Annotated in this window: 20 protein-coding genes and 1 pseudogene; 19 read left to right on the top strand and 2 right to left on the bottom strand. The window is 63.0% G+C overall.

Features of this window, described 5'->3' with window-relative positions; translation table 11 throughout:
- The 11 genes and pseudogenes from JQ586_RS09915 to pyc all read left to right on the top strand — a co-directional run.
- Window positions 1-113 (top strand): annotated as a pseudogene (locus JQ586_RS09915) (carbohydrate ABC transporter permease); the annotation flags it as partial.
- A complete protein-coding gene (locus JQ586_RS09920) occupies window positions 110-307 on the top strand; it encodes a hypothetical protein (RefSeq protein ID WP_212394354.1) in 198 nt (65 codons plus the stop codon). The pseudogene JQ586_RS09915 and the gene JQ586_RS09920, both read left to right, overlap by 4 nt.
- Before the next feature lie 6 nt (window positions 308-313).
- The gene (locus JQ586_RS09925; RefSeq protein WP_212394355.1) at window positions 314-1411 is read left to right on the top strand and encodes an ABC transporter ATP-binding protein; all 1098 of its coding nucleotides are present in this window, start codon (window positions 314-316) and stop codon (window positions 1409-1411) included.
- On the top strand, window positions 1404-2426 hold the full coding sequence (locus JQ586_RS09930; protein WP_212394356.1) for an ABC transporter ATP-binding protein: 1023 nt from the start codon (window positions 1404-1406) through the stop codon (window positions 2424-2426). The genes JQ586_RS09925 and JQ586_RS09930 overlap by 8 nt, the downstream gene beginning before the upstream one ends.
- A 13-nt stretch (window positions 2427-2439) precedes the next feature.
- Entirely contained in the window at window positions 2440-3063 is a 624-nt protein-coding gene (gene dhaL / locus JQ586_RS09935; RefSeq protein ID WP_212394357.1) for a dihydroxyacetone kinase subunit DhaL, read from the top strand.
- Entirely contained in the window at window positions 3060-3452 is a 393-nt protein-coding gene (dhaM, locus tag JQ586_RS09940; protein WP_212394358.1) for a dihydroxyacetone kinase phosphoryl donor subunit DhaM, read from the top strand. Before dhaL ends, dhaM begins: the two co-directional genes overlap by 4 nt.
- Before the next feature lie 30 nt (window positions 3453-3482).
- A complete protein-coding gene (locus JQ586_RS09945) occupies window positions 3483-3791 on the top strand; it encodes an HPr family phosphocarrier protein (protein WP_249147451.1) in 309 nt (102 codons plus the stop codon).
- Between the two features lies 1 nt (window position 3792).
- The gene (ptsP, locus tag JQ586_RS09950) at window positions 3793-5412 is read left to right on the top strand and encodes a phosphoenolpyruvate--protein phosphotransferase (protein ID WP_212394360.1); all 1620 of its coding nucleotides are present in this window, start codon (window positions 3793-3795) and stop codon (window positions 5410-5412) included.
- Window positions 5405-5827 (top strand): hypothetical protein, encoded by a 423-nt coding sequence (locus JQ586_RS09955; protein WP_212394361.1) that lies wholly within the window; start codon window positions 5405-5407, stop codon window positions 5825-5827. The genes ptsP and JQ586_RS09955 overlap by 8 nt, the downstream gene beginning before the upstream one ends.
- Window positions 5828-5848: 21 nt before the next feature.
- Window positions 5849-6832: a dihydroxyacetone kinase subunit DhaK gene (dhaK, locus tag JQ586_RS09960; protein WP_212394362.1), complete on the top strand. Its 984-nt coding sequence runs from the start codon at window positions 5849-5851 to the stop codon at window positions 6830-6832.
- 177 nt (window positions 6833-7009) lie between these two features.
- On the top strand, window positions 7010-10471 hold the full coding sequence (pyc, locus tag JQ586_RS09965; RefSeq protein ID WP_212394363.1) for a pyruvate carboxylase: 3462 nt from the start codon (window positions 7010-7012) through the stop codon (window positions 10469-10471).
- A gap of 172 nt (window positions 10472-10643) precedes the next feature.
- Here the strand turns inward: pyc and JQ586_RS09970 are convergent, their stop codons facing one another.
- Window positions 10644-11300, bottom strand: coding sequence for a CGNR zinc finger domain-containing protein (locus JQ586_RS09970; protein ID WP_212394364.1), 657 nt, complete (start codon window positions 11298-11300; stop codon window positions 10644-10646).
- Window positions 11301-11480: 180 nt separating this feature from the next.
- On the opposite strand from JQ586_RS09970, the gene JQ586_RS09975 reads away from it, so the two are divergent.
- Both JQ586_RS09975 and JQ586_RS09980 read left to right on the top strand, forming a co-directional pair.
- Window positions 11481-12644 (top strand): branched-chain amino acid ABC transporter substrate-binding protein, encoded by a 1164-nt coding sequence (locus JQ586_RS09975; protein WP_212394365.1) that lies wholly within the window; start codon window positions 11481-11483, stop codon window positions 12642-12644.
- A gap of 439 nt (window positions 12645-13083) precedes the next feature.
- Window positions 13084-17910 (top strand): NAD-glutamate dehydrogenase, encoded by a 4827-nt coding sequence (locus JQ586_RS09980; protein ID WP_212394366.1) that lies wholly within the window; start codon window positions 13084-13086, stop codon window positions 17908-17910.
- Window positions 17911-18013: 103 nt separating this feature from the next.
- Here JQ586_RS09980 and JQ586_RS09985 read toward each other — a convergent pair whose 3' ends face one another.
- Window positions 18014-18640: a TetR/AcrR family transcriptional regulator gene (locus JQ586_RS09985; RefSeq protein ID WP_212394367.1), complete on the bottom strand. Its 627-nt coding sequence runs from the start codon at window positions 18638-18640 to the stop codon at window positions 18014-18016.
- A gap of 701 nt (window positions 18641-19341) precedes the next feature.
- Between JQ586_RS09985 and JQ586_RS09990 the strand changes: the two genes are divergently transcribed.
- The 6 genes from JQ586_RS09990 to JQ586_RS10015 all read left to right on the top strand — a co-directional run bounded on the left by JQ586_RS09990 (window position 19342) and on the right by JQ586_RS10015 (window position 24455).
- Complete coding sequence (locus JQ586_RS09990; protein ID WP_212394368.1) at window positions 19342-19725, top strand: poly(R)-hydroxyalkanoic acid synthase subunit PhaE; 384 nt, start codon at window positions 19342-19344, stop codon at window positions 19723-19725.
- 10 nt (window positions 19726-19735) lie between these two features.
- Entirely contained in the window at window positions 19736-20815 is a 1080-nt protein-coding gene (locus JQ586_RS09995; protein WP_212394369.1) for an alpha/beta hydrolase, read from the top strand.
- Window positions 20812-21402, top strand: a complete 591-nt coding sequence (locus tag JQ586_RS10000; RefSeq protein WP_212394370.1) for a GNAT family N-acetyltransferase — start codon at window positions 20812-20814, stop codon at window positions 21400-21402. The genes JQ586_RS09995 and JQ586_RS10000 overlap by 4 nt, the downstream gene beginning before the upstream one ends.
- A 17-nt stretch (window positions 21403-21419) precedes the next feature.
- Complete coding sequence (locus JQ586_RS10005; protein WP_212394371.1) at window positions 21420-23066, top strand: fatty acid--CoA ligase; 1647 nt, start codon at window positions 21420-21422, stop codon at window positions 23064-23066.
- A gap of 71 nt (window positions 23067-23137) precedes the next feature.
- Complete coding sequence (locus JQ586_RS10010) at window positions 23138-23536, top strand: phasin family protein (protein WP_212394372.1); 399 nt, start codon at window positions 23138-23140, stop codon at window positions 23534-23536.
- 157 nt (window positions 23537-23693) lie between these two features.
- The gene (locus tag JQ586_RS10015) at window positions 23694-24455 is read left to right on the top strand and encodes an acetoacetate decarboxylase (protein WP_212394373.1); all 762 of its coding nucleotides are present in this window, start codon (window positions 23694-23696) and stop codon (window positions 24453-24455) included.

The raw sequence follows: 24455 nt of genomic DNA on the forward strand, positions 1-24455 counted from the left end.
GGCCGGCGGTTGCCGCCGCAACCACCCTGTTCGTCGTCCCGATCGTCATGTTCACCGTGCTGCTACGCAAGCATCTGCTGCGCGGCATCACATTCGGAGCTGTCCGCAAATGACCGACGTATCAATCCCCAGTGGGCTATCACGCTGGTTCCGTCGCGGCCGCTGGGAGGCGGTTGCCATGACCCTGATCGGGGGCGGCATCGTCATGCTGGTGCAGCCCTGGTCCATCGATCTGTACAGCTATTCCTTCGTCACGATTTTAGGCGGCACGCTGGGCTACACCGTCGTTAGCCATTTTCCGGAGTAGCGGTCGATGGCACAGATTCGCGTTGAAAACCTGCGGAAATCCTTCGACCAGTTTACAGCTGTCCAGGGCTCCAACTTCACCATCCCCGATGGTGCCTTTTTTGCGCTGCTGGGTCCGTCCGGCTGCGGCAAGACCACGACCTTGCGCATGATCGCCGGTCTCGAATTGCCGACCGAGGGCAAGATCCTGCTCGACGACGAGGACGTCACCTTTCGCCGTGCCGCCGCGCGCGACATCGCCTTCGTGTTTCAGCTCTTTGCGCTCTACCCCCATTTCAATGTCGCAGAGAACATCGCTTTCCCGCTGAAGTGCCAGGGCATGAGCCGACGGGAAATTGGCGAGCGGGTGCAGGAGACGGCCCGGATGTTGCGGATCGAGCACTTGCTGTCGAGCAAGACCTCGAAGCTCTCGGGTGGCGACCGCCAACGCGTCGCGCTTGGACGCGCCATGGTGCGGCGGCCGAAGGCTTTCCTGATGGACGAGCCACTCGGGGCGCTCGACGCCGAGTTTCGTCATCTGATGTGCGGCGAGCTGCGCGACCTGCATGATCGCATCAAGGCGACCACGGTCTACGTCACCCACGACCAGCTCGAGGCGATGTCGATGGCCGACCAGATCGCGATCATGAACAGGGGCCGCGTCGAGCAGATCGGCGCGCCGCAGGAGGTCTATGACCGGCCCGCCAGCATGTTCGTCGCTGATTTCATCGGCTCGCCTTCGATGAACTTCCTGCGCTTTGAGGGCGGTCTGCGATCCGGCGATCGTGCAATTCGACTCGAGGACGCGAATGTTGCGGTACCCGAGGTTCGCGAGGATCGCGCAAGTGGGCCGCTCGTGCTGGGGGTGCGTCCGGAGCACGTTCGCTTTTCCGACGGTGCACAGGTGCGCGGAAAAGTGTTCGGCGCGGAATATCTCGGCACCACCCAGATTGTCACGGTCGACACGGCGCATGGGCGGGTGGCGGCACGATTGCCGTCCGCTGCAACTGTGCGGATCGGCGAGGCGGTCGGCCTTGAGTTCCAGTCCGAAAGGCTGACGCTGTTCGATGCGGGCAGTGGACTGGCGATACGCAGCGCAAACGAAGGGACCGTCCGTCATGTCTGACGTCATGCTCCGCAACATCAGCAAGCGTTTCGGCGCGGTCGAAGCCGTTCGTGAGCTGTCGCTGGCCGTCAATGACGGTGAATTTCTGGTGCTGCTCGGGCCGAGCGGCGCCGGCAAGACCACGACACTGCGGCTGATCACCGGGCTTGAACGCCCCGATACCGGGTCGGTGATGATCAGTGGGCGCGACGTCACGCAGGACCCTCCCGGATCCAGGGACATCGCCTTTGTGTTTCAGCAATACTCGCTGTATCCGCATTTGACGGTCTTCGACAACCTGGCATTTCCGCTGCGCTCTCCGGCGCGGCGGGTGGCGGAGCCGATCATCCGCAAGCGCGTCGAGCAGACCGCGGAACTGCTGCACATCGCGGGCAAGTTGAACAATCGCGCCACCCGGCTGTCCGGTGGCGAAATGCAACGGGTAGCGATCGGTCGCGCGCTGGTGCGCGATCCCTCAATCTATTTGATGGACGAGCCGCTGTCGTCGCTGGACGCGAAGCTGCGGGCCGAGCTTCGGCTTGAGCTCAAGCGGATCCAGCTCGAGGTCGGTGCAACAATCCTCTACGTGACCCACGATCAGGTCGAGGCCATGACGATGGCCAGCCGCATCGGCGTGATGAAGGACGGTCGGCTCCTGCAGGTCGGCACGCCGCGGGAGATGTACGAGAATCCCTCCAGCAGCTACGTCGCCTCGCGGCTCGGCACGCCCCAGATCAATCTGCTTCCAGCCAGCCTTATGTCCGATATCCCGCTCCCGCGCGGGACCCAAACGGTGGGCATCCGCACCGAACACTTGCAGATCGCAGCCCGCAACGGCGGACGGTTGATCGGTCGCGTGAACCGGGTCGAGCATTTGGGTGAGCAGAATCATGTCCACCTGGACTACAGGGGCCAGATGCTCGTGACGCTGGCAGATCCGCACCAACCGTTGCAGTCCGGACAGGAAGTCGAAATGCGGCTGACCAATCCGCTGTATTTCGACGCTGCGGGACAACGTTTGGACGCGATGGTTTAGAGAGGATAGTTCGATGTCGCTGCATCCCGAGACATTCAAGACGTTGCTGAGGTCTGCTGCAGAGCAGGTCATCGCCAGCGCGCCGGAGCTGACGAGCCTGGATCAGGCGATCGGTGACGGCGACCACGGGACCAACATGAAGCGTGGCTTCGAAGCCGTGCTCGGCAAGCTCGATGCCATCTCGGCGCAGCCGCTCGACGCGGCGCTGAAGATGATCGGCAAGACCTTGGTGATGACCGTCGGTGGCGCATCCGGTCCGCTCTATGGCAGCTTCTTTCTCGCGGCCGGCGAGGCAGCGTCTCACCATGGGCAATTGCCGCACGATCTTGCTGACATCTTCGACAGCGGCGTAAGCGCCGTGAGCGCGCGAGGCCGGTCGCGGGCCGGAGAGAAGACGATGCTCGATGTGCTGATCCCGGTGCTGGAGACTTTGAGGACGGCAGCGGGCCAGGCCGATCTGATCGATCGGGTACGCGCGATCGCCGCAGAGGCTGCCGAGCGGACCGCGCCGATGCGGGCGACCAAGGGTCGGGCCTCATTCCTCGGTGAGCGCAGCGTTGGACATGTCGATCCAGGCGCGCGGTCGAGCTGCGTGCTGGTACAGGCGGTATGTGCGGGCCTGGAGGGACAACAATGACCGATACGGTTGGAATCGTGATCGTCTCGCATTCGGCTGACATCGCCAAGGGGACTGCCGACATGGTGCGGCAGATGGTCGGCAGCGAGGTCGAGGTTGCTTTCTGCGGCGGCAATTCTGATGGCGGACTCGGCACCAACGTGCCGCTGATCATCGACGCGATCAACAGCGTCTGGTCCTCAAAGGGCGTCGCTATTCTGGTCGATCTCGGCGGCGCCGAGACGAACAGCGAGATGGCGGTCGAGATGCTCGAGCCTGAAAGGCAGGATCTCGTCGTTGTCTGCAACGCGCCCATCGTGGAAGGCGCAGTGATGGCGGCGACCGAGGCGGCGGGCGGAAGCTCGCTCGCACAGGTGAAGGCCGTGGCCGAGGAACTCTCCGCCGGCTGACGTTCGACGAAGGTGTGATGGAAAATGACTATGCTGGAAACTTCTCAAGCTGACGAACAGACATTCGCAGGCAGCGTGCGCTTGGTGCATGCCGTGGGCATGCACGCGCGTCCCGCAGTCAAGTTGACAAAGTTGGCCAAGAAGTTCCAGGCCCAGGTTTCGGTGCGTGTGGCGGATGCGCCCGAATGGATCAACGCCAAGAGCGTTGCCAAGATCATGGCGATGCGTGCGGCGCACGGCAGCACGATCGAAATCAAGGCATCGGGCAGTGACGCCGAGGCGGCCGTCGCGGCGCTGGTCGATCTGATCGCGACCGATTTTCCGGACGGGAATTCGTAACATGCGGAACGGCATTGCAGGATCGTCCTACCGCGGCAGGACTGCTTCAATCGGATTCGCTCATGGACCGTTTGTCCGTGTCGATCAGCTTGCCAGCACCGACCGGGTGGCCGGCAGCCTGGTGGACGAAGCGCTGGCTCTGCGAAGCGCCGTCGACACAGCCAGCCGGCAGATCGCAGACCTTGCCGCGATCGCCGGAGGAGAGGCCGCGCAAATTCTGGAATTTCAAGTCGCGCTCCTTGAGGACGAAGACTTCATAGCCGCGATCTTTGCTTCGATCGGCGAAGGGGCACGGGCGGACGCGGCGTGGCGTTCGGCGCTCGACGAGCAAATCACGGACTATAGCTCTGCGCCGGATGAATACTTGAGAGCTCGTTCGTCGGATCTGGCCGACCTTCGCGATCGTGTGATCCGGGCCCTGCAAGGCGACCAATGCGCGACCCTGGGAATACCCAGTGGAGCCGTGGTCTGCGCGGACGACCTTCCGCCTTCTCAATTTCTCGAGATCGACTGGTCGGGTGGAGGCGGACTTGCTCTTTTGCGCGGCAGTCCCACCAGCCATGTTGCGATGCTGGCCCGGGCGCGTGGGGTTCCGATGGTTGTGCAACTGGGGACTTTCCCCGCAACCGGCTCGACAGCGCTGCTCGATGGCGAGGGCGCAACGCTCGAGCTTGATCCCAGTGCCGAGCAGATCGGCTTGTTTGAGGCCCGGCGCGAGGTCCACCGCAAGAGCCGAGCCGCTGCCCGGGCGATTCTTCGCCGTCCCGCAGCGTCCTGGCGTGGTGAACGGATCAAGCTTTTCATCAATATTCAGCATGTCGGCGATCTCGATCACGCAGACGCGCAATTCGCCGATGGCGTCGGCCTGATGCGTACCGAGTTCTTGCTGACGGACGACGGAGGCCTGCCCGACGAGGAAACGCAGTTTCAGGCCTATGATGCCGTTCTTCGTTGGGCCGGACAACGTCCGGTGACCATTCGTACCTTTGATGCCGGCGGTGACAAGCCGGTATTGGGGTTCACGCATGACGGAGAAGCTAACCCGTTTCTCGGAGTCCGGGGCCTGCGTCTCTGTTTGGCCCAACCTGAGATTTTTGCCGTTCAGCTGCGTGCTCTTGCCAGGGCTGCGGTACGCGGCAATCTCAAGGTGATGTTCCCGATGGTCACGTCGGCCGAGGAGCTCGAAGCAGGACGCAAGCTGTTCGCCCATGTCGTAGCCGAATTGCAGGCTAACGGCATCGCGGCAGCACTCCCTGAACTTGGGATCATGGTCGAGGTGCCAGCTGCCGCGCTCGCAATCGCGAATTTCAAGGCCTCGTTCTTCTCGATCGGCTCGAATGATCTTGCACAATACGTCCTTGCGTGTGATCGATCGAACGGGGCGCTTGCCAATCTGTTGGACCCGCTGCATCCCGCGGTCATCGAATTGATCAAACGGACGGCCGAGCACGGCCGGCTCACTGGAACCAGCGTGAGTCTGTGTGGTGACATGGCGGGCGATCCGCGCTGCACGTCCACACTGCTGGAATGCGGTTTGCGAGAATTGTCAGTGAATGCATCGACACTCGCTCCGATCAAGCAAGCCGTCGATCGTTTGAGCGGCGGAGGAACTCATGGCTGATGCGGCGACGGACGAGGAGGCGGATGCCGGCGCGGTCGCCATTTACAAACGCATCTTCAAGGAAGTGTTGGACAGGCGTCCCTCGGGGATGCGATTGCGGCTTGCCCACGCGATGGGAAAGAATCGCAGTTTTGTCAGCCAGATCTCCAATCCGACCTATCCGGTTCCGATACCGGTGCAGCACCTCAACACGATCTTCGACGTCTGCCATTTTTCTCCCCAAGCCAAGGCAGCCTTCCTCCGCGCTTACGCGCGCGCTCATCCGCGCCGGACCAGCAGGCTCACGGAAGGGCCTCATGAGCGAACCCTGACGCTTCACCTGCCCGATCTCGGCAGCACAAAGCGAAATGGTCAACTTGACGCGCTGTTTCAGGAGTTCGCACGGCGCCTGATCGTCCTCGTGCAAGACAAGTAAGTTCGATTGGATATGGCGAAGATGAAGAAGCTCATAAATTCGGTTGAGACGGTGCTCCAGGAAAGTCTGGACGGTCTCGCGGCAGCCCACGCCGACATCGTGGCGCTCGGTCCAGAGCGGAAGTTTGTTCATCGCCGCGAGCTCAACCGGAACAAGGTTGCGCTCGTGTCGGGCGGTGGCAGCGGCCATGAACCGTTGCATACCGGCTTTGTCGGTTACGGCATGCTCGATGCTGCCTGTCCCGGACAGGTGTTCACCTCGCCGACGCCGGACCAGATCGTCGAGGCGGCACAAGCGATCGCGGGAGACGCCGGCGTTCTTTTTATCGTCAAGAACTATGCCGGCGACCGAATGAATTTCGAGATGGCCGCCGAGATCGCGGAATGTCGGACGGCCACCGTGATCACCGATGACGACGTCGCCGTGGAAAGCTCTACCCATAGCATTGGGCGCCGTGGCGTGGCAGGCACGCTGATCGTCGAAAAGATCGTCGGCGCCGCGGCCGAGAAGGGGGCCGATCTCGCCGCCTGCGTCGCGCTCGGCGAGCGGGTCAATGCGCGGACGCGTTCGATGGGTGTGGCGCTGACGAGCTGCACCGTCCCGGCCGCGGGCACGCCGACGTTTACGCTCGGTGAGGACGAGATGGAGATGGGCGTCGGTATCCACGGCGAGCCGGGACGCCGCCGTGTCAAGCGCGCGGAGGCAGATGCGATCGCAGCCGAGATGATCACCGCCATCGCGGACGATCTTGCCGCGCGCGCAGGCTCCCAGGCCTTGTTGCTGGTCAATGGCTTCGGCGGCACGCCCACGATCGAACTCTATCTGATGTACAACGCTGCGCGGAGAATGCTCGAGGGGCGCGGCGTACGCATCGCCCGCTCGCTGGTCGGCAGCTACGTGACTTCGCTCGACATGGCCGGCTGCTCGATCACCGTCAGCTTGCTGGATGCGGAGACCGCCGCGCTCTGGGATCATCCCGTGCACACCGCCGCGCTCAGATGGTGAGCATCGGTTCCCTTCTCGATGTTTTATTGGATTCCGCGCGAGCGGAGCACAGGCCTGGGTGTGAATCCACTCATGCACCGGGATCTCCCGGTTTTCCTCCCTGAAGCCTTGCCGTGCCCTCGGGCACGGCTTTTTTCTATCAAGCCGGCGCGCACCGGGATGAGGCGGGAGTAAACGGTGAATTCGAAGACGCTCAACAGGCCGATACGGCGGCTCCTGGTCGCCAATCGTTCCGAGATTGCCATCCGGATATTTCGTGCGGCGACGGAGTTGGGGATCCGAACGTTCGCCGTCTACGCAAAGGAAGACAGGCTTTCGTTGCATCGCTTCAAGGCTGACGAGGCCTATCAGATCGGCAAGGGCAAGGGAGCATTGGAGGCATATCTCTCGATCGACGAGATCATCGGGATTGCCCGGGACCACCAGATTGACGCCATCCATCCGGGCTACGGCTTCCTCTCGGAGAGCCCGGAACTGGCGGAGGCATGCGAACGCGAAGGAATTGCGTTTGTCGGTCCCTCGCCACAAACGATGCGAACCCTCGGCAACAAGGTTGCCGCACGCAATCTCGCGATCTCCTGCAATGTTCCGGTGATGCCGGCGAGCGATCCCCTTCCGGACGACGCAGCGTCGATTGTCGCAGCGGCCGACGCGATCGGGTATCCGGTCATGATCAAGGCTTCATGGGGAGGCGGCGGCCGGGGCATGCGGCCCATCGAGAGCCCTGATCGTCTGGTCGACGCGGTGATGAGTGCACGACGAGAGGCAAAATCAGCCTTCGGCAAGGATGAGGTCTATCTCGAAAAGCTGGTGCGTCGCGCGCGGCATGTTGAAGTCCAGATTCTCGGTGACAAGCATGGCAACCAGGTGCATTTGTTCGAACGCGATTGTTCGATTCAGCGGCGTCATCAGAAACTGATCGAGCGGGCTCCTGCGCCCTATCTGGAGCCGACGACGCGCGAGGCATTGTGCCAATCGGCACTCAGGATTGCGCGCGCAACGGACTATGTCGGTGCGGGCACAGTCGAATTCCTGATGGATGCAGAGCGCGGTCAGTTCTACTTCATCGAGGTCAACCCCCGGATCCAGGTCGAGCACACGGTGACCGAATCCGTCTCGGGGCTCGACATCGTCAAGGCTCAGATCAGGATCGCCGGCGCCGGTCGCATCGGTGACGTTGCTGAAACAGGCATCCCCGCTCAGTCAGAGATTCGTTTGTCGGGGCACGCTCTGCAGTGCCGGATAACGACCGAGGACCCGCAGAACAACTTCATCCCCGACTATGGCCGGATTACCGCCTATCGGGGGGCGATGGGATTTGGCATCCGGATTGACGGCGGAACAGCCTATTCCGGCGCGGTCGTGACGCGGTTCTACGATCCCTTGCTGGAGAAGGTAACCGCATGGGCACCGACCTCGGACGAGGTCATCGACCGCATGGCACGGGCGCTGACCGAATATCGCATTCGGGGCGTGGCAACCAACCTGCCATTCCTGCACAACGTGATCACCCAACCGCAATTCCGCGCCAATGACTACACCACCCGGTTCATCGATGAGACGCCGGCTCTGTTCGATTTCAGTGAGCGCCAGGACCGTGCCACAAAACTTCTGAAGTGGATCGCGGACGTCACGGTCAACGGTCATCCGGACACCAAGGGACGGGCTCGACCGGCGACCAACGCGCTTATTCCGGAACCGCCCGGATTCGATGCCGCTCCAGTCGATGGAACGCGACAAATCTTCGAACGGCTGGGTCCGAAGGGTTTCGCAAGCTGGATGAAGGACCAGGCGCGCGTCCTCGTCACGGATACGACGATGCGCGATGCGCATCAGTCACTGCTTGCGACGCGCGTCAGGACCAGGGACATCGTCGCGGTTGCTCCATCGTATGCGGAAGGCCTGCCGCAATTGCTGTCGATGGAGTGCTGGGGTGGCGCAACCTTCGACGTCGCCATGCGGTTCCTGTCGGAAGACCCGTGGGAACGGTTGAGGCTCATTCGTGAGAAAGTGCCGAATATCCTCACCCAAATGCTGCTTCGTGGCGCCAACGGCGTTGGCTACGCGAATTATCCCGACAATGTGGTTCGCTACTTCGTCCAGCGGGCGGCGGAAGCCGGAATGGATATCTTCCGGATTTTCGACTGCCTGAACTGGGTCGAGAACATGCGGGTATCGATCGACGCAGTGCTGGAATGCGGCAAGCTCGCCGAGGGGGCGATCTGCTATACCGGCGACATTCTCGATCCGTCACGTGCGAAGTATTCACTGAAGTATTACACCGCCCTGGCAAGGGAGCTTGCAGCGACAGGTGTCCATGTCCTCGGGCTAAAGGACATGGCGGGTGTGCTGAAGCCGGAAGCGGCTCGCGTCCTGATCAAGGCGATCAAGGACGCAACCGACCTTCCGATCCATTTCCACACCCATGACACATCGGGCATCGCCGGGGCGACGATCCTGGCCGCGATCGAAGCCGGCGTCGATGCCATCGACGCTTCGATGGATGCCATGAGCGGAACGACGTCGCAGCCTGCACTCGGTTCAATCGTCGAGGCGCTTGTGCGCGGCGCGCGCGACACCACGCTTGATCCCGACGCAATTCGTCGCATCAGCCTCTACTGGCAGGCGGTGAGGGCCCAATACGCGGCGTTCGAGAGCGACATGAGGGCCGGCGCTTCCGAAGTCTATCTGCACGAGATGCCGGGAGGACAATTCACCAACCTGAAGGAGCAGGCCAGGTCGCTGGGGCTTGAAGGGCGCTGGCACGAGGTGGCCAAGGCCTATCGCGCCGCCAACGACCTGTTTGGAGACATTGTCAAAGTGACCCCTTCCTCCAAGGTCGTCGGGGACATGGCATTGATGATGGTGTCCCAAGGACTGACGCCCGGAGATATCCTCGATCCGGCGCGCGAGATTGCATTTCCGGCCTCGGTCGTCGACATGCTGCGCGGGGATCTCGGTCAGCCTCCGGGCGGGTGGCCGAAGGCGCTGCAGGACAAGGCCGTGAAGGGCGAGGCGACGATCGACGCGCGTCCGGGCTCGCTGCTCGGGACTGCCGACTTGTCATCGCTTCGGCTGGAGGCGGCAAAGGCAAGCGGACGCGCAGTGGATGATCTCGAGTTTGCTGCCTATCTGATGTATCCGAAGGTCTTTGCCGAATTCAGTGCCATTCAGCGCAAGTTTGGCCCCGTATCGGTTCTGCCGACCCTCGCCTTCTTCTATGGCATGAAGGTCGGCGAGGAGTTGATGCTGGAAATCGAGGACGGGAAATCGCTCATCGTCGTCCTGACGGCTATCGGCGATGTTCGTGACGAGGGGCAGGTCGAACTCTTCTTTGAACTCAATGGTCAACCCCGTGTCATCGCCGTGCCCGACCGCTCTGCAGTGTCGGCCGTCAAGACGCGCCCAAAATCCGAGGATGGCAACGTCCGGCATATTGCCGCGCCGATGCCCGGTGTGATCTCGACCATCAGCGTCGCCGGGGATCAATCGGTGAAAGCAGGCGACGTTCTCATGACGCTCGAGGCGATGAAGATGGAAACGGTCCTTCACGCGCCGCATGACGGTGTCGTCGCGAAGATTTGGGTGGAGCGGGGAACCCAGGTCGACGCGAAGGATCTGCTGATCGAGTTGCGATAGCTGGCGGGCGGTGCTGTCCAGGACAGCACCTGGCGGGCCAGAGGAGCAAAGTAGGGCAATTGAAGGGAGCGATCACGCCGTTCGCCAGCCTGGACGATGCCCGTTCCTACAAATCTCCATGCCACTTCTCGGCGCGACATCACGGGGACAGAGCCGGGGTGGTGTGCTTTGATCAACCATTTCGCGTGCGTCTCTCCCTGTCGCGGGCGGCCCGCACCTTGGCACGATTGCCGCAAACGCGCATTTCGCACCAGCGGCGGCCATTGTTCTTGGTCGTGTCGAAGAACAGCCAGCCGCATTCTAGGCCTGCACAGCGCCTGGTGCGCAAGAGGTCCTTTTCCATGAGCAGTGTCAGGGCGGACAGTGTGATCGGACCCAGGATCGCCGCTTCGATGTCGCGACGCGGATCAAAGACCCAGATGTAGCTGCCGAGACGCATCCGCATCTCGGCATGGCGCAAATTCTCGGCGTGCGCGGCCGAGAGCAGGTCGAGCAGTCTGGTCGAGACCGGCCGCTGTTCGGCAAGCGCGGTGCCGATCGTCCAGATCAACTCGCGCAACTCGATCGCGCGTTCGAAGACGAGCCGCGCCCGGCGCGGATGGCCTGATAGCGTGGAGCGTATGTGGGCGCAGTCGGACGGCGGCATGACGCGGGCGTGTTCGACCCACTGCATCAGCGTGTCGAAATCCCTCAAATGCTCCTGGTGGACTGGCAATCCGCGAGCCGACGATGTGTTGGTGAAATCCCACGCCAGTTCCCCGCCAACCAGATCGAGGCTGCCGGCGCGCGAGGTCGGGAGGACGGCTTTGGTCCGGCTGTGGGCGCTCATGTGTAACCATCAAACTGCATATTGCCTGGCCTTGGCTGATCCGCAGCGCGACAAAGTAGCTTCATCTGAGGCGTTTTCGTGCCGCGGCGCAAGAGGAAAACTGTAACCATCTATCCGTTATTGACTGGTGTTGAGCTGCGTGACAGCCTGTGACCTGCAAAACGCAATTTGGAGGTTACCATGACCCGTTGTCGCGGCGCTCTCCCTCTGCTTGTCTCCGTCCTCGCCCTGGCGGTCGCGGCCCCCGCCGCCGCGCAATTGGCCGGCAAGGAAGTCAAGATCGGCATTGGCGGGCCGCTCACGACGACCTCGGCCGGTTTTGGCGTCGAGATGAAACAGGCCGTCGACCTCGCCGTGGACGAGCGTAACGCCGCCGGCGGCATCGCCGGCGCCAAGGTTTTGGCCGTAGCGGTCGACGACCAGGCCGACCCCGAGGCCGGAAAGGCGGTGGCCAAGCGCTTTTGCGATGATCCGGGCATTCTCGGCGTGGTCGGCCACGTCAACAGCGGCGTTGCCATCGCGACGGGGCAGATCTACGCCGACTGCTCGCTTGCGGTGATCACGCCGATGGCGTCGAACCCGAAGGTGACCGACAGCGGCTTTGCCACCATCTTCCGCCTGACCAACCGCGACGACAGGAAGGGGCCGGGTCTGGCGCACTATCTCATCGAGAAGATGGGCAAGAAGCGCGCGCTCGTGGTCGACGACGGCACGGCCTATGGCGTCGGACTGGCCGATCAGTTCGTCGCCGGATTTGGCAGCGGCGGCACGGTGGTGGCGCGCAAATCAGTGAAGGTGGGCGAGCGGGATTTTGCCGATTTTGTGAAGTCGTGGCCAAAGGATTTTGACGTGGTGTTCTTCGCCGGCATTCGCGAAGGCGCCCTGATCGTGAAAGAAATGCGCGCAGAAGGATTGGCGCAACTGTTCACCTGCGGCGACGGCTGCTGGGATACCAAGGCATTCATTCAGGCATCCGAAGGCGCCGCCACGGCAGCGGAAGGTGTTCGCATTCTCTCGGCCGCGCCCGCGATCGGGACCGTTCCCGGCAGCGCCGACTTCGGCGCGAAATACACGGCAAAGTACGGACCGATCAACAACTATGCGGCAAGCTCCTACGATTCGGCGCGCGTGCTGATGGTCGCGATCGCTGACGCCGCAAAGGCAAAGGCAGGTGTGCCGACGCGTGCCGATGTCGTGGCAGCGCTTCGCAAGCTGACGTTCCAGGGCATCGCCTATGCGAAGCCGGTGCAATGGAACGAGAAGGGCGACAACAAGTCCGCCGTGATCTTCGTCAATGCGGTCGAGGGCGACCATTTCAAGCCGATCGATCAGATCGGCGAATAAGGATCGTTGCCGCGCCGGAGCTGCGCTTGCCATGAGCCGGATCGTGCTCGACGTCCTGCAAAAGAAGCAGACTGACACGGATCAATCACGAGACCGGGCTTGTCGCAGCGAGCCCTGGATCGAGAGAACGTCAGCAAGGACCCCGGTCGCTGGTTGTCGAGCGACATCGTTCAGGACACACCTGCGAACTCGTACACGATTGAAATTACTTGTGGTTTTTGAACCGTCCCCGGTTCGATTTCGGTCGACGCCGATCCCGGTTTGATGCGCTGCCGCGAGGATTTTTCGGCCAACCTCGCTTCGGCATCGTAGTATTGTCATCGGGAGCTGTCGGAGCTTCGAGACCGAGGATGTCGCGTACGCACGCCATCGCGGCGCTCGAAGAGATGCACTCCAGAATCAAGCTGATGACCGTGACAGCGGTCGGACGGCGCGGCGTATGGAGGACATTATGGCGTGGCGTGACGACAAGGCCCGGGCAACCCTGATCCGTGATGCCGCGGGCAGCGTGCAACCGGGCAAGAGCCCCCAGGCCTTTGCCGAGCCCTTGTTCGGCTACACCAATATCGAGGACCTCGCCAAATACGACGCCGCCTCGCTTGCCCTCCTCGCGGAGCAGGCCTGGGAACACGTGCAGCGGCGCACCGCAGGCCGCGCCGATATCCGCGTCGTCAATCCGACGTTGCCGGACGGGCGCGAGATTTCCGTGCTCGAGATCCTCAACGACAACATGCCCTTCCTGTTCGACTCCACCATGGCGGAGCTCGCCGAGCAGGGTATCGAAGTCACCCTTGTCGCTCACCCGATCATCGCCGTGGAGCGGGATGACCAGGGCAAGCTCGTGCGCTTCTACGGTGAAGCGCTCCCGGAGGGAGCCAAGGGAACGCGCGAAAGCCTGATTCACTTCCACATCGCACGCCTGGACGCCGATGCCGATCGCCAGAAACTGATCGACGGCCTCACCAGGACGCTGGACGACGTCCGCGCCTGCGTTACCGACTGGCGCGCGATGCGCGACCGCGTCGAGGAAGCGATCAAGGTTTTCTCTTCCAATCCGCCGCCGCTGCCGATCGACGAGGTCGCGGAGGCCAACCAGTTCCTGCAATGGCTCTGCGCGGACAATTTCACCTTCCTCGGCGTGCGCGAATATCGCTTCTCGCCCGACAGCGATGCCTCCGACGACATCATGACCCGCGACGGTCTCGGCATCCTGCGCAATTCCGACGTGAAGGTCCTGCGCCGCGGCAGCGAGATGGTTGTCATGACGCCGGAAATCCGCGAGTTCATGCACGAGCCGACGCTCCTGATCGTCATCAAGGCCAACGTCTCCAGCCGCGTTCATCGCCGCATCCGGATGGATTATGTGGGCATCAAGCTCTATTCGCCCGACGGCCGGCTCGAGGGCGAATTGCGCGTCGTCGGCCTGTTCACTTCAGGCGCGTACACGCGCTCGGTGCGACAGATCCCGTATGTCCGCCACAAGGTTGCGCGGGCGCACCAGCGCGCCGGCTTCGATCCGGCCGGCCATTCCGGCAAGGCGCTCATGCATATTCTCGAGGAATATCCGCGTGACGAACTGTTCCAGATCGACGTCGACACCCTCTACAATTTCGTCATCGAGATCCTGATCCTCTACGAGCGCCCGCGCGTCCGCGCGCTGGCGCGGGTCGACAAGTTCGATCGCTTCGTCTCCATCCTTACCTTCATTCCGCGCGACAAATACGATACCGATGTCCGCATGCGCGTCGGCGCCTTCCTGGCGCAGGTCTACAAGGGGACCCTGTCCGCCTCCTACGTATCATTCCCCGAAGGCGCGCTGGCGCGCGTCCACTACATCATCGGGCGCTATGAAGGCAAAACCCCGGTCGTCGAGCGCGCCACGCTCGAAAATGGGATCAGCGCCATTGCCGCGACCTGGGCCGACAAGCTGAAGGCCGCGCTTGCTGCGTCGACCGATGGCATGCGGGCGCGCATGCTCGCCAACCGTTACGCCCAATCCTTCACCGGCGGCTACACCGAGGTTTTCACGGCGGACCAGGCGATCGCCGATATCGCGACCATCGAAAGGCTGAACCCGGCCCGCCCGGTGACGATTTCGGTTCACCGCGACGCGGGCGAGGACGATCCCACGCGCTTCGGCCTGAAGGTGTTCTCCGACGCCGCACCGCTATCGCTGTCCTATCGCGTCCCGGTGATCGAAAATCACGGCTTGCGCGTGGTCAACGAACGCACCTATCAGATCGTTCCCGGCAACCGGCCGGAGCCGGTCTGGCTGCACGACATGACGATCGAGACCAGTGACCGCCAGCCGATCGAGATCAATCCGGAATTCAGCCGCCGCCTGGAAGCCTCGATCATGGCGGTGGTCACCGATCGCGCAGAATCCGACGGATATAACGGCCTGATCCTTCGCACCGCCCTGGGCTGGCGCGAAGTCTCGACCATCCGGGCACTGTCGCGCTACCTGCACCAGATCCGCGCACCGTTCACCCAGGATTACATGTGGGAGACGGCGCGGAAGAACCCTGCGATCACGGCCAGCCTCGTCGCACTGTTCCAGACCCGCCTCGATCCGCGCCTCGCCTCCACCGATGCCGAGCGTTCGGCACGCGAGACGGCGCTGCTCGCCGAAATCGAGGAGCAGCTCAAATCCGTCGCCTCGCTCGACGAGGACCGCATCCTGCGTCGCTTCACCAATCTGGTGCAGGCCACCATCCGCACCAATCTGTGGCAGATCGGCGAGAATGGACATCCGCGTCCGGTGATCTCCTTCAAGTTCGACGCGCACCGGATCGACGACCTGCCGGCTCCGCGACCTCAGTACGAGATCTTCGTCTATTCGCCGCGTGTCGAAGGCATTCATCTGCGGTTCGGCAAGGTCGCACGCGGTGGCTTGCGCTGGTCCGACCGGCCGCAGGATTTCCGCACCGAGATCCTCGGTTTGGTCAAGGCGCAGCAGGTGAAGAACGCCGTGATCGTGCCGGTCGGCGCCAAGGGCGGCTTCGTGCCCAAGCGCCTGCCGCCGCCCTCCAATCGCGACGCCTGGCTCGCGGAAGGCACCGAAGCCTATCGCATCTTCGTTCGCTCGCTGCTCGAGCTAACCGACAATCTCGACGGCGACACGGTCGTGCCGCCCGACTCCACCGTGCGGCATGACGGCGATGATCCTTACCTCGTCGTCGCCGCCGACAAGGGCACTGCCACGTTTTCCGACGTCGCCAACGCCATCTCGGCCGAGAAGAACCACTGGCTCGGCGATGCCTTCGCTTCCGGCGGGAGCCAGGGTTACGACCACAAGAAGATGGGGATCACGGCGCGCGGCGCCTGGGAGGCGGTCAAGCGGCATTTCCGCGAACTCGGCACCGACATTCAGACCACGCCGTTCACCGCGGTCGGCGTCGGCGACATGTCCGGCGACGTCTTCGGAAATGGCATGCTGCTTTCGCCGGCGACCAAACTCGTCGCAGCTTTCGATCACCGCGATATCTTCATCGACCCTTCGCCTGATCCCACGATCAGCCACGCCGAACGCCTGCGCATGTTCAACCTGCCGCGATCGAGCTGGCAGGACTACAACAAGGCGCTGATCTCGCAAGGCGGAGGCGTGTTCTCGCGCTCGCTCAAGGCGATCCCGCTTGGTCCGGAAGTTCGGGCATTGCTCGATATCGACAAGCCGCAGGCCACACCTTTCGAGGTGATAACGGCAATCCTGAAGGCGCGCGCGGACCTCTTGTGGTTCGGCGGCATCGGCACCTATGTCCGCGCATCCTCGGAAAGCGACGATCAGGCCGGTGACCGCGCCAACGATCCGGTCCGCATTACCGGCGCCGATGTCCGCGCCCGCGTGATCGGCGAAGGCGCCAATCTCGGCGTCACCCAGCGCGGCCGCATCGAGGCCGCGCAGCAGGGCGTCAAGCTCAACACCGACGCGATCGACAATTCGGCCGGCGTGAACACGTCCGACGTCGAGGTCAACATCAAGATCGCGCTGGCGCGCCTCGAGCGCGAGGGACGTCTGAGCCCCGCCGACCGCAACAGCCTGCTTGCCGCCATGACCGACGAGGTCGGCACACTGGTCCTGCGCAACAATTATCTGCAATCGTTGGCGCTGTCGCTCGCCGAACGCAAGGGCGTGGCCGAAACCGGTTTCCTCACCCGCTTGATGCAATCGCTCGAGCAGCGCGGCCTGCTCAGCCGCGCAGTGGAGTTCTTGCCCGACGACGCAGCACTCACCGAGCGCACACGGCGCGGCCAGTCCCTCGCGCGACCCGAGCTTGCCGTGTTGCTCGCCTACGCCAAGCTGACACTCTACGAAGACCTGCTCGTCACCAGCGTGCCGGATGATCCCTATCTTGCGCGCGAACTGTCCCAGTATTTTCCGCGCGAGCTTCAGGACCAATTCCCGACCGCGGTCGAATTCCACCGCCTGCGGCGCGAGATCATCGCGACCAGCCTTGTCAATGCGGTGATCAACCGCGGCGGCCCGGCCTGCGTCGTGCGCCTGATCGACGAGACGGATGCCGATATCCCGACCATCGTCATGGCCTATGTGGCGGTCGATGAGTGCTACGGGCTGAAATGGCTCAATGACGCGATCGACGCGCTCGACACCTGCATCGACGGGCAGGTGCAGCTGTCGCTCTACGCGTCGGTGCAGGACCTGCTGCTCTCCCGCATGGTCTGGTATGTGCGCAATGTCGATTTCAAGGACGGACTGGAGGCCGTTGTGGCGCGCTTCGGCCCGGCGATCCGCCAGATCGTCGCCGGATTGGATACCACGCTGCCGCCGGACCTGCAGGCCGCGCGCACCAAGCGGCGGCAGCAACTTGCCGAGGCTGGTGTCCCGGCTGGCCTCGCGGGCGAACTCGCCGACCTCGACGCCGTGGTCTCGGCACCCGATATCGTGACGGTTGCCGAGCGCAGCGCACGCCCGATCGGCGATGCGGCTGCGACCTTCTTCGCCGCGGAAGCCAATTTCCGTCTCGACCGCATCGTCGCGGCCGCGCGCGGCGTGCCGGCAAACGATTATTTCGAACGTATCGCCATCGATCGAGCCGTCGAGCAGATCGCTGCCGCCGAGAGGAGATTGGCGACGGATATGCTGGCAACCGGCCAGTCCGGGCAGCAGGCGGTCGAGACCTGGCTCGCGGCTCACCCCGAAGCGACGCGCATCCGTCGCTCGGTCGAGGAGATCGCCGCCAGCGGCCTGACGCTCGCCAAACTGACGGTCGCGGCGAACCTGCTGGGGGACCTGGTCAAGGCCTGAGGCACGCCACGGTTAACGTTTCGGGCGGGGCCGCTTGCGGTGGCGTAAGGCCAGTGACGGCGCGATATCAATCGACGCGCCGGCCGTTGCGGCCAGCGGCCGATCACTTTCGGGGGCGCTCAAGCGCGGCGCCGCGCACCATGAGTGCGATCTGGCGGCCGACGTCGTCGACGCTGAGCCTCCCGCCTGCGCTGAACCAGAACACGGTCCAGTTCATGGCACCGAGCATCGACAGGCGGAAGGCGTGCCGGTCGCAGTCCGCCTTCAGCGGAAGGTCGTCGATCAGCCGCGCAAATATCCGCTCATACTCGTCACGCTGGCGGACCAGCTTCCGGACGCCCTGCAGATTGTAGTAGCGCGGCGGGGTCAGGATGGCGCGGGTGACACTGCCGCCGAGCAGGATGCGGCAGTGCGCGACGATCGCCTCTTCGAGCCGCGCCCACGGTTCGGTCACATCGGCGATCGCGGCCTCGACCTCGCGGCGCATCGCCGTCAGGCTCTCCTGATGGACCGTGAACAGCAGGTCTTCCTTGGACGGGAAGTGGTAATACAGCGAGCCCGAAAGGACGCCGGACGCCGCAGCGATCTCGCGGATCGAGGTGCCTTCAAATCCCTTGCGGGCGAACAATTGCGAGGCCGCAGCGACGATCTGGCGGCGGCGGTCAGGACCTCTTCGCAGCAATTTCGGCTTCTCGTCGCTGCCCTTCTTGCGCCCTTTGGGCTTCGCCATTCTCTTTTCAGCCGTCAACGGAAACAACCAGCCTTGAGGCAAACCCATCCCGCCATGCCCACCGGCCCCCTCGGTGGCGGGCATCGCGAAAACCGCCGCTATCGATTGGCGTCCGTCTACACTTTTGCACCTGAATTGTCGAGAACCGGCCGCCGATCGATGCTGTTGATAGGGATGCGAAAACGCCGCCGGCATCGTCGCCCGAGCCCGGACCTCGGACGGCGCGGCCCGCACTCGCCGGCAACCGGCCGTGCGCCGTCCTCGAAAAGTTTCCGTCGCTTGCTCCACGACAGTCCCAAGGCTCAAATGCTGCTGACGAGGTGGAGCAGCGGGCTGGCATCGACCGTCGCGGCGCTGGGGCAGGGCGCCGTCGCCGGATCCGATTGAGTACGTGGGAGCGCGGCCGACGCCAGGCCAAAGCATTGCAAGCGAGGAGCAACGATCGCGCCTCGCTGTCAGGTCGATCCGATCGCAAATGGATCAGGCGTGTCGACCGAACCGGATCCCACCCGTCGTCTCACTCCTCTCTTCTCATCCTCGCCACGTTTAAGTGACGGACCCGTTCCGTCTTGCTATTCAATCAAGCGAACGATAGAATAAGAAAAATGGCTTCGTAGCTGCGGCCCCGGGCCCGAGCGGCCAAGTGGCTCACAGCGAAACAATCGGCAGGACGACAATCTGCCGAAACCGGGAGGGGCGCCGTGAGCGGAGCCAATTTGGATGTCTTGGACATCTGGCGCGACGTGTTGCGCCAATGGGAGGCGGTGGGCAATTCGCTCGGCGGCGACGCCATGATGACCGCCGAATTCAGCCAGGCGATGAACCAGGCTGCCAACGTCTCCATGGCGGCACAGGGCCTGTTTGCGCAGACCTTCTCGAAATACCTTGCCGCCATGAATCTGCCGACGCGGGTCGACGTTTCGGCTTTGGCCGATCGGCTCGGCGCGATCGAAGCCCGCCTCGACGAGATTCACCTGATGCTGGACGGCCGGCAGTCCGGAGAGGCGCCTTCCGAGCGCCGCGGCAAGCCGACCCGCAATCGTCGCCCGCCGTCGGCCGGCGACGTCGCGCCCGAACGGCCGTGAGATCATCGTCATGACCGCAGTACAGGTCGCCGAGCAGACGTTCGTCCAACGGATCCGGAGCGAGGTCGATCGCGCGATCCAGCGCAACATCAAGGGACTGGAATATCTGTCGTCGCCCGCGCCCGCGGTCGGGTTGACGCCGAAAGACATTATCTATCGCCGCGGCACACTCAATCTCTATCACTACCGGCCGTTATGCGAAGACGTCTACCGCGTGCCGCTGTTGCTGGTCATGGCGACCACCAACAAGGCCTATGTCTTCGACCTGGCGCCGGGCCAGAGCCTGATCGAGTTTCTGCTGCGCCGCGGCTACGACGTCTTCGTCATCGATTGGGATGCGCCGCGGCTTGACGAAAAGGGATTGCGGTTCGAGGATTACGTACTCGACTTCATCCCGAACTGCATCCGCCGCGTGCAGGAACGTTCGGACACCGAGGACGTCACGCTGATCGGCTATTGCATGGGCGGCGTGCTCTCGACGATGTATGCGGCGCTGCACCCGGATGGCCCGGTCAGGAATCTCGGCCTGTTCACCACGCCGATCAACTGGTCGCAGATGAAACTGATTCGGAACTGGACCGACCGCCGTTACTTCGACGTCGACCGGCTGGTTGACACGCTCGGGGTCATTCCGGCCGACGTGATCGCGGCAGGCTTCGACATGCAGCGGCCGACGCAGCGTGTTGCCGGCACGATCCGGCTGTGGGACAACATGTGGAACGACGAATTCGTGAAGTCCTACCGGATGTTCGACCGCTGGGGAAACGACACGCTGCCGCTTGCCGGCGAATATTTCCGTCAGACCATCAAAGAGCTGTTGTGGGAGAACCGCCTGATGAACGGCGGCCTGAGCATCGGTGGCAAGGACGTCGATCTTGCGAACATCAAGGTTCCCGTGCTGCACGTCGTCGCCGAGCACGACCATCTGATACCCTACGATTGCGCCAGGGAGTTGATCGCCAGGATCGGCTCGGAGAGCAAGGAAGAGGTGATGCTGAAAGGCGGTCACGTCAGCGTCGTCGCCGGCCCGAACGCGGTCAGGCGCATGTGGCCAAAACTCGATCAATGGCTCGGAGCACGCAGTACATGACCGACAACCCGCATGTCTATCCGCGTAGAGTCGATTGCGCGGGCGTTCCAATCGATCTGGCGATGATGAGGCCGCAGGACGACGCAAAAGTCGTCACCTTCGCACGTGAACTGCCGGAGAAGGACCTGTTGTTCATGCGTCGCGACATCCGCCAGCCGAAGGTGGTTGCGGCCTGGACCGACCTCATCGCGCAGGGCCGGCTCGCGAGCCTTCTCGCGCGGAACGGTGATGACGTGGTCGGCTGTGCCGCGCTGATCGTCGATCCGCTGTCATGGTCGCCGCATGTCGGCGAGTTGCGCATCGTGGTCAGTCCAAAGATGCGCGGCGTCGGGCTCGGCCGTCTCCTGATCGAGGAGGCGTTCATCATCGCCTTGTCGAGGGGACTTGAGAAACTGGTGGCGCAGATGACCGTCGACCAGCAGGGCGCGATCGCTGTGTTCGAGCAACTCGGCTTCCGCGGCGAGGCGCTGATGCGCGATCACGTCAAGGGGGCCGACGGCCGCAAGCACGACATCGTCCTGCTCAGCCATGATGTCGCGAGGGTCCAGTCGCAAATGGAGGCTTACGGGCTCGCCGACGTCTTCTAGATCTCCGGGAGAACATCATGTCCGATTTCCTGATCGAGCATACGCCATCGGCCTACAGGTACCCGCTGTTGATCAAGCACCTGCTCCACGCCCCGATGACCCAGGCGGCGGATCAGGAGATCGTCTATCGCGACATCGGCCGCTACACCTATCGCGACCTCCGGGAGCGCATCGGCCGGTTGGCCAGCGCGCTGACGGCGCAGGGAATCGTGCGCGGCGATGTCGTCGGCGTGCTGGACTGGGACAGCCACCGCTATCTGGAGTGCTATTTCGCGATCCCGATGCTCGGCGCGACCTTGCAGACCGTCAATATCCGCCTGTCGCCCGAGCAGGTGCTCTTCACGCTCAACCATGCGCGACCCAAGCTGCTGCTCGTCAATGTCGAGTTTCTGCCGCTCGTCGAGCAATTGCGTGACAAGCTCGAGTCGGTCGAGGGGATCATCCTGATATCCGATGACGGCACCTTCCCCGCCAGCATTGGCAAGACGGCCGGTCGCTACGAGGAACTGCTGGCAAAGGCGTCGCCCGACTTCGAGTTTCAGGATTTCGACGAGAATACCCGGGCCACGATGTTCTACACGACCGGTACGACGGGCGTTCCGAAAGGCGTCTACTTCAGCCACCGTCAGCTTGTGCTGCACACGCTGATCGACCTGGTCGGGTTTGGCTCGCCGGCCCGGCAGGGCCGCTTCCACCGCGAAGACGTCTACATGCCGATCACCCCGATGTTCCATGTCCATGGCTGGGGACTGCCCTATGCCGCGACCGCGGCAGGCGTGAAGCAGGTGTATCCGGGGCGATATCAGCCCGACTTGCTGCTCGATCTCATCAAGACCGAGGGTGTGACGTTCAGCCATTGCGTGCCGACCATTCTGCAGATGCTGCTTTCGGCGCCCAACAGCAACGCCGTCGACCTGTCGAAGTTGAAGATGGTGATCGGCGGTTCGGCGCTGTCGAAATCGCTGGCGAAGGCCGCGATGCAGCGCGGCATCGACATTTTCGCCGGTTACGGCATGTCGGAATCCGGCCCGATCCTCACGATTGCGCAACTGCGCGAGCCTGAATTGACGGGCAATCCCGACGAGGAGGTCGAACTGCGGACCAGGACGGGCACGCCGGTTCCGCTGGTCGATCTACGTGTGGTCGACGACGCGATGAACGACGTCCCTCATGACGGAAAGACCTCGGGCGAAATCGTGGTCCGCGCACCCTGGTTGACCATGGGGTATCTTGGCAATGCGTCCGCCTCCGAGAAGCTCTGGCAGGGTGGCTATCTCCACACCGGTGACATCGGTACCATGACGGCTCATGGCATGGTGCAGATCACCGACCGCATGAAGGACGTCATCAAGACCGGCGGCGAATGGATTTCGTCGATCGAACTGGAGGACATCCTGATGCACATGCCCGGCCTCAAGGAGGCTGCAATCATTGGCGTGGCCGACGCGAAATGGGGCGAGCGGCCGCTGGCGATTCTCGTCACCGCGTCTGGCGACGCTATCGACAAGGAGGCGGTGCAGTCACACGTCAAAGGTTATGCCGACAAGGGCGTGATCTCCCGCTTCGCGATTCCGGACCGTATCAAGTTCGTCGATGCGCTCGACAAGACCAGCGTCGGCAAGATCGACAAGAAGGCGCTACGCGCGAAATATGGCGACGGCTGACATCGGCCTGACGCAACGACCACGATGCGGATCGCAAGGAGGAAAAAATGGCCGAGAAGACGATCATCGATATGTTCGCCGACATGGGCAAGCAGTTCAACCTGCCGAAGATCGATTACGACGTCCTGCTCGACACCCATCGCAAGAATATCGAGGCGCTGCAGAAATCAGCGCTCGCGCTCTCGCAGGACGGTCGCGCGCTCTTGACTCGGCAGCAGGAAGTGCTCGCCGACGTGATGCGTCAGAGCCGCGAGTTGATTGCCGAATTCAAGCCGCAGGGGTCGCCGGCGGAGATTGCAGGCAAGCAGGCCGAGTTGGCTCGACGTGCCTTCGAGGCAGTGGCTGAGAACACGAGGGACATTGTCGAACTCGTGCAGAAGTCGGGCGGGGAGGCGTCGTCTGTCATCATGGACCGGGTTCGTGAAAGCATTGCCGAGGCGCGTGCGGCGCTCGAGGCGAAGAAGACCTGATCCGGTGGTTTTCGTGGTCACGGGCCATGAAAAGGCGCGAAGCGGGTACGGGATGGACGCAGTAAATCTGGTCGAGTCCGGTACTTGAGATGTAGGATCGGAGATCCGGGGCGCGCCCAACGACGTCCCGATACGCCGGAACTCAGGAGGGGACACCATGAAAAAAGAAGATGTTCTCAGGCAATATACGACACCGACCGGTGCGCCGGCATTCGTGCCCGGCCCCCATCGTTTCACGTCGCGCGAATACCTCAACATCACCTATCGCACCGACCGCGAGGCACTGGTGAAGCAGGTGCCAGAGCCGCTCGAAGTCGACGAGCCGCTGGTCCGCTTCGAGGTGATGAACATGCCGGATACCACCGGCTATGGTTCCTATGTCGAATGCGGCCAGGCCGCCGTGGTGCGCCACGGCGAGGAGAAGGGCGAGTACCTCATCGGCATGTATCTCGACAATCTGCCGGCGATCGCCGCTGGCCGCGAACTCAGCGCTTTTCCAAAAAAGCTCGGCACTGCAAAACTGTTCGTCGATTCAGACACGCTGGTCGGTACGCTGGACTACGGGGTGCTGAGCGTGGCGCGCGCCACCATGGGCTACAAGCACAAGCCCTATGACCTGGAGAAAGCGCGGGAGGAGATCTGCGTTCCGACCTACATGCTGAAGATACTGCCGAGCTACACCAAGCGACCGCGCATCTGCGAACTGGTTCGCACGCAGATTACCAACATCGAGGTCAAGGGAGCGTGGCGAGGGCCCGCGCGCTTGCAGCTGTTCGAGCATGTGCTGGCGCCGCTGGCGGACCTGCCGGTGCGCGAGATCATCTCTGCCACCCACATTCTCACCGATCTCACCTTGTCGCCCGCCACAGTCATCTACGACTATTTGACCGACACCGCGCCGCTCGCGGAAAAGAGATGA

This window comes from Bradyrhizobium jicamae, assembly GCF_018130215.1.
Classification (GTDB): Bacteria; Pseudomonadota; Alphaproteobacteria; order Rhizobiales; family Xanthobacteraceae; genus Bradyrhizobium; species Bradyrhizobium jicamae_A.

Bases quoted from the DNA above. Each gene is read 5' to 3' on its own strand.
- JQ586_RS09920 (WP_212394354.1), top strand. From the start codon at position 110: ATGACCGACGTATCAATCCCCAGTGGGCTATCACGCTGGTTCCGTCGC.
- JQ586_RS09995 (WP_212394369.1), top strand. From the start codon at position 19,736: ATGACCGCAGTACAGGTCGCCGAGCAGACGTTCGTCCAACGGATCCGG.
- dhaK (WP_212394362.1), top strand. From the start codon at position 5,849: ATGAAGAAGCTCATAAATTCGGTTGAGACGGTGCTCCAGGAAAGTCTG.
- JQ586_RS09930 (WP_212394356.1), top strand. From the start codon at position 1,404: ATGTCTGACGTCATGCTCCGCAACATCAGCAAGCGTTTCGGCGCGGTC.
- JQ586_RS09985 (WP_212394367.1), bottom strand. From the start codon at position 18,640: ATGGCGAAGCCCAAAGGGCGCAAGAAGGGCAGCGACGAGAAGCCGAAA.
- JQ586_RS10000 (WP_212394370.1), top strand. From the start codon at position 20,812: ATGACCGACAACCCGCATGTCTATCCGCGTAGAGTCGATTGCGCGGGC.
- JQ586_RS09925 (WP_212394355.1), top strand. From the start codon at position 314: ATGGCACAGATTCGCGTTGAAAACCTGCGGAAATCCTTCGACCAGTTT.
- ptsP (WP_212394360.1), top strand. From the start codon at position 3,793: ATGCGGAACGGCATTGCAGGATCGTCCTACCGCGGCAGGACTGCTTCA.
- JQ586_RS09945 (WP_249147451.1), top strand. From the start codon at position 3,483: ATGCTGGAAACTTCTCAAGCTGACGAACAGACATTCGCAGGCAGCGTG.
- JQ586_RS09955 (WP_212394361.1), top strand. From the start codon at position 5,405: ATGGCTGATGCGGCGACGGACGAGGAGGCGGATGCCGGCGCGGTCGCC.
- dhaM (WP_212394358.1), top strand. From the start codon at position 3,060: ATGACCGATACGGTTGGAATCGTGATCGTCTCGCATTCGGCTGACATC.
- JQ586_RS10015 (WP_212394373.1), top strand. From the start codon at position 23,694: ATGAAAAAAGAAGATGTTCTCAGGCAATATACGACACCGACCGGTGCG.
- dhaL (WP_212394357.1), top strand. From the start codon at position 2,440: ATGTCGCTGCATCCCGAGACATTCAAGACGTTGCTGAGGTCTGCTGCA.
- JQ586_RS10010 (WP_212394372.1), top strand. From the start codon at position 23,138: ATGTTCGCCGACATGGGCAAGCAGTTCAACCTGCCGAAGATCGATTAC.
- JQ586_RS09970 (WP_212394364.1), bottom strand. From the start codon at position 11,300: ATGAGCGCCCACAGCCGGACCAAAGCCGTCCTCCCGACCTCGCGCGCC.
- JQ586_RS10005 (WP_212394371.1), top strand. From the start codon at position 21,420: ATGTCCGATTTCCTGATCGAGCATACGCCATCGGCCTACAGGTACCCG.
- JQ586_RS09980 (WP_212394366.1), top strand. From the start codon at position 13,084: ATGGAGGACATTATGGCGTGGCGTGACGACAAGGCCCGGGCAACCCTG.
- JQ586_RS09975 (WP_212394365.1), top strand. From the start codon at position 11,481: ATGACCCGTTGTCGCGGCGCTCTCCCTCTGCTTGTCTCCGTCCTCGCC.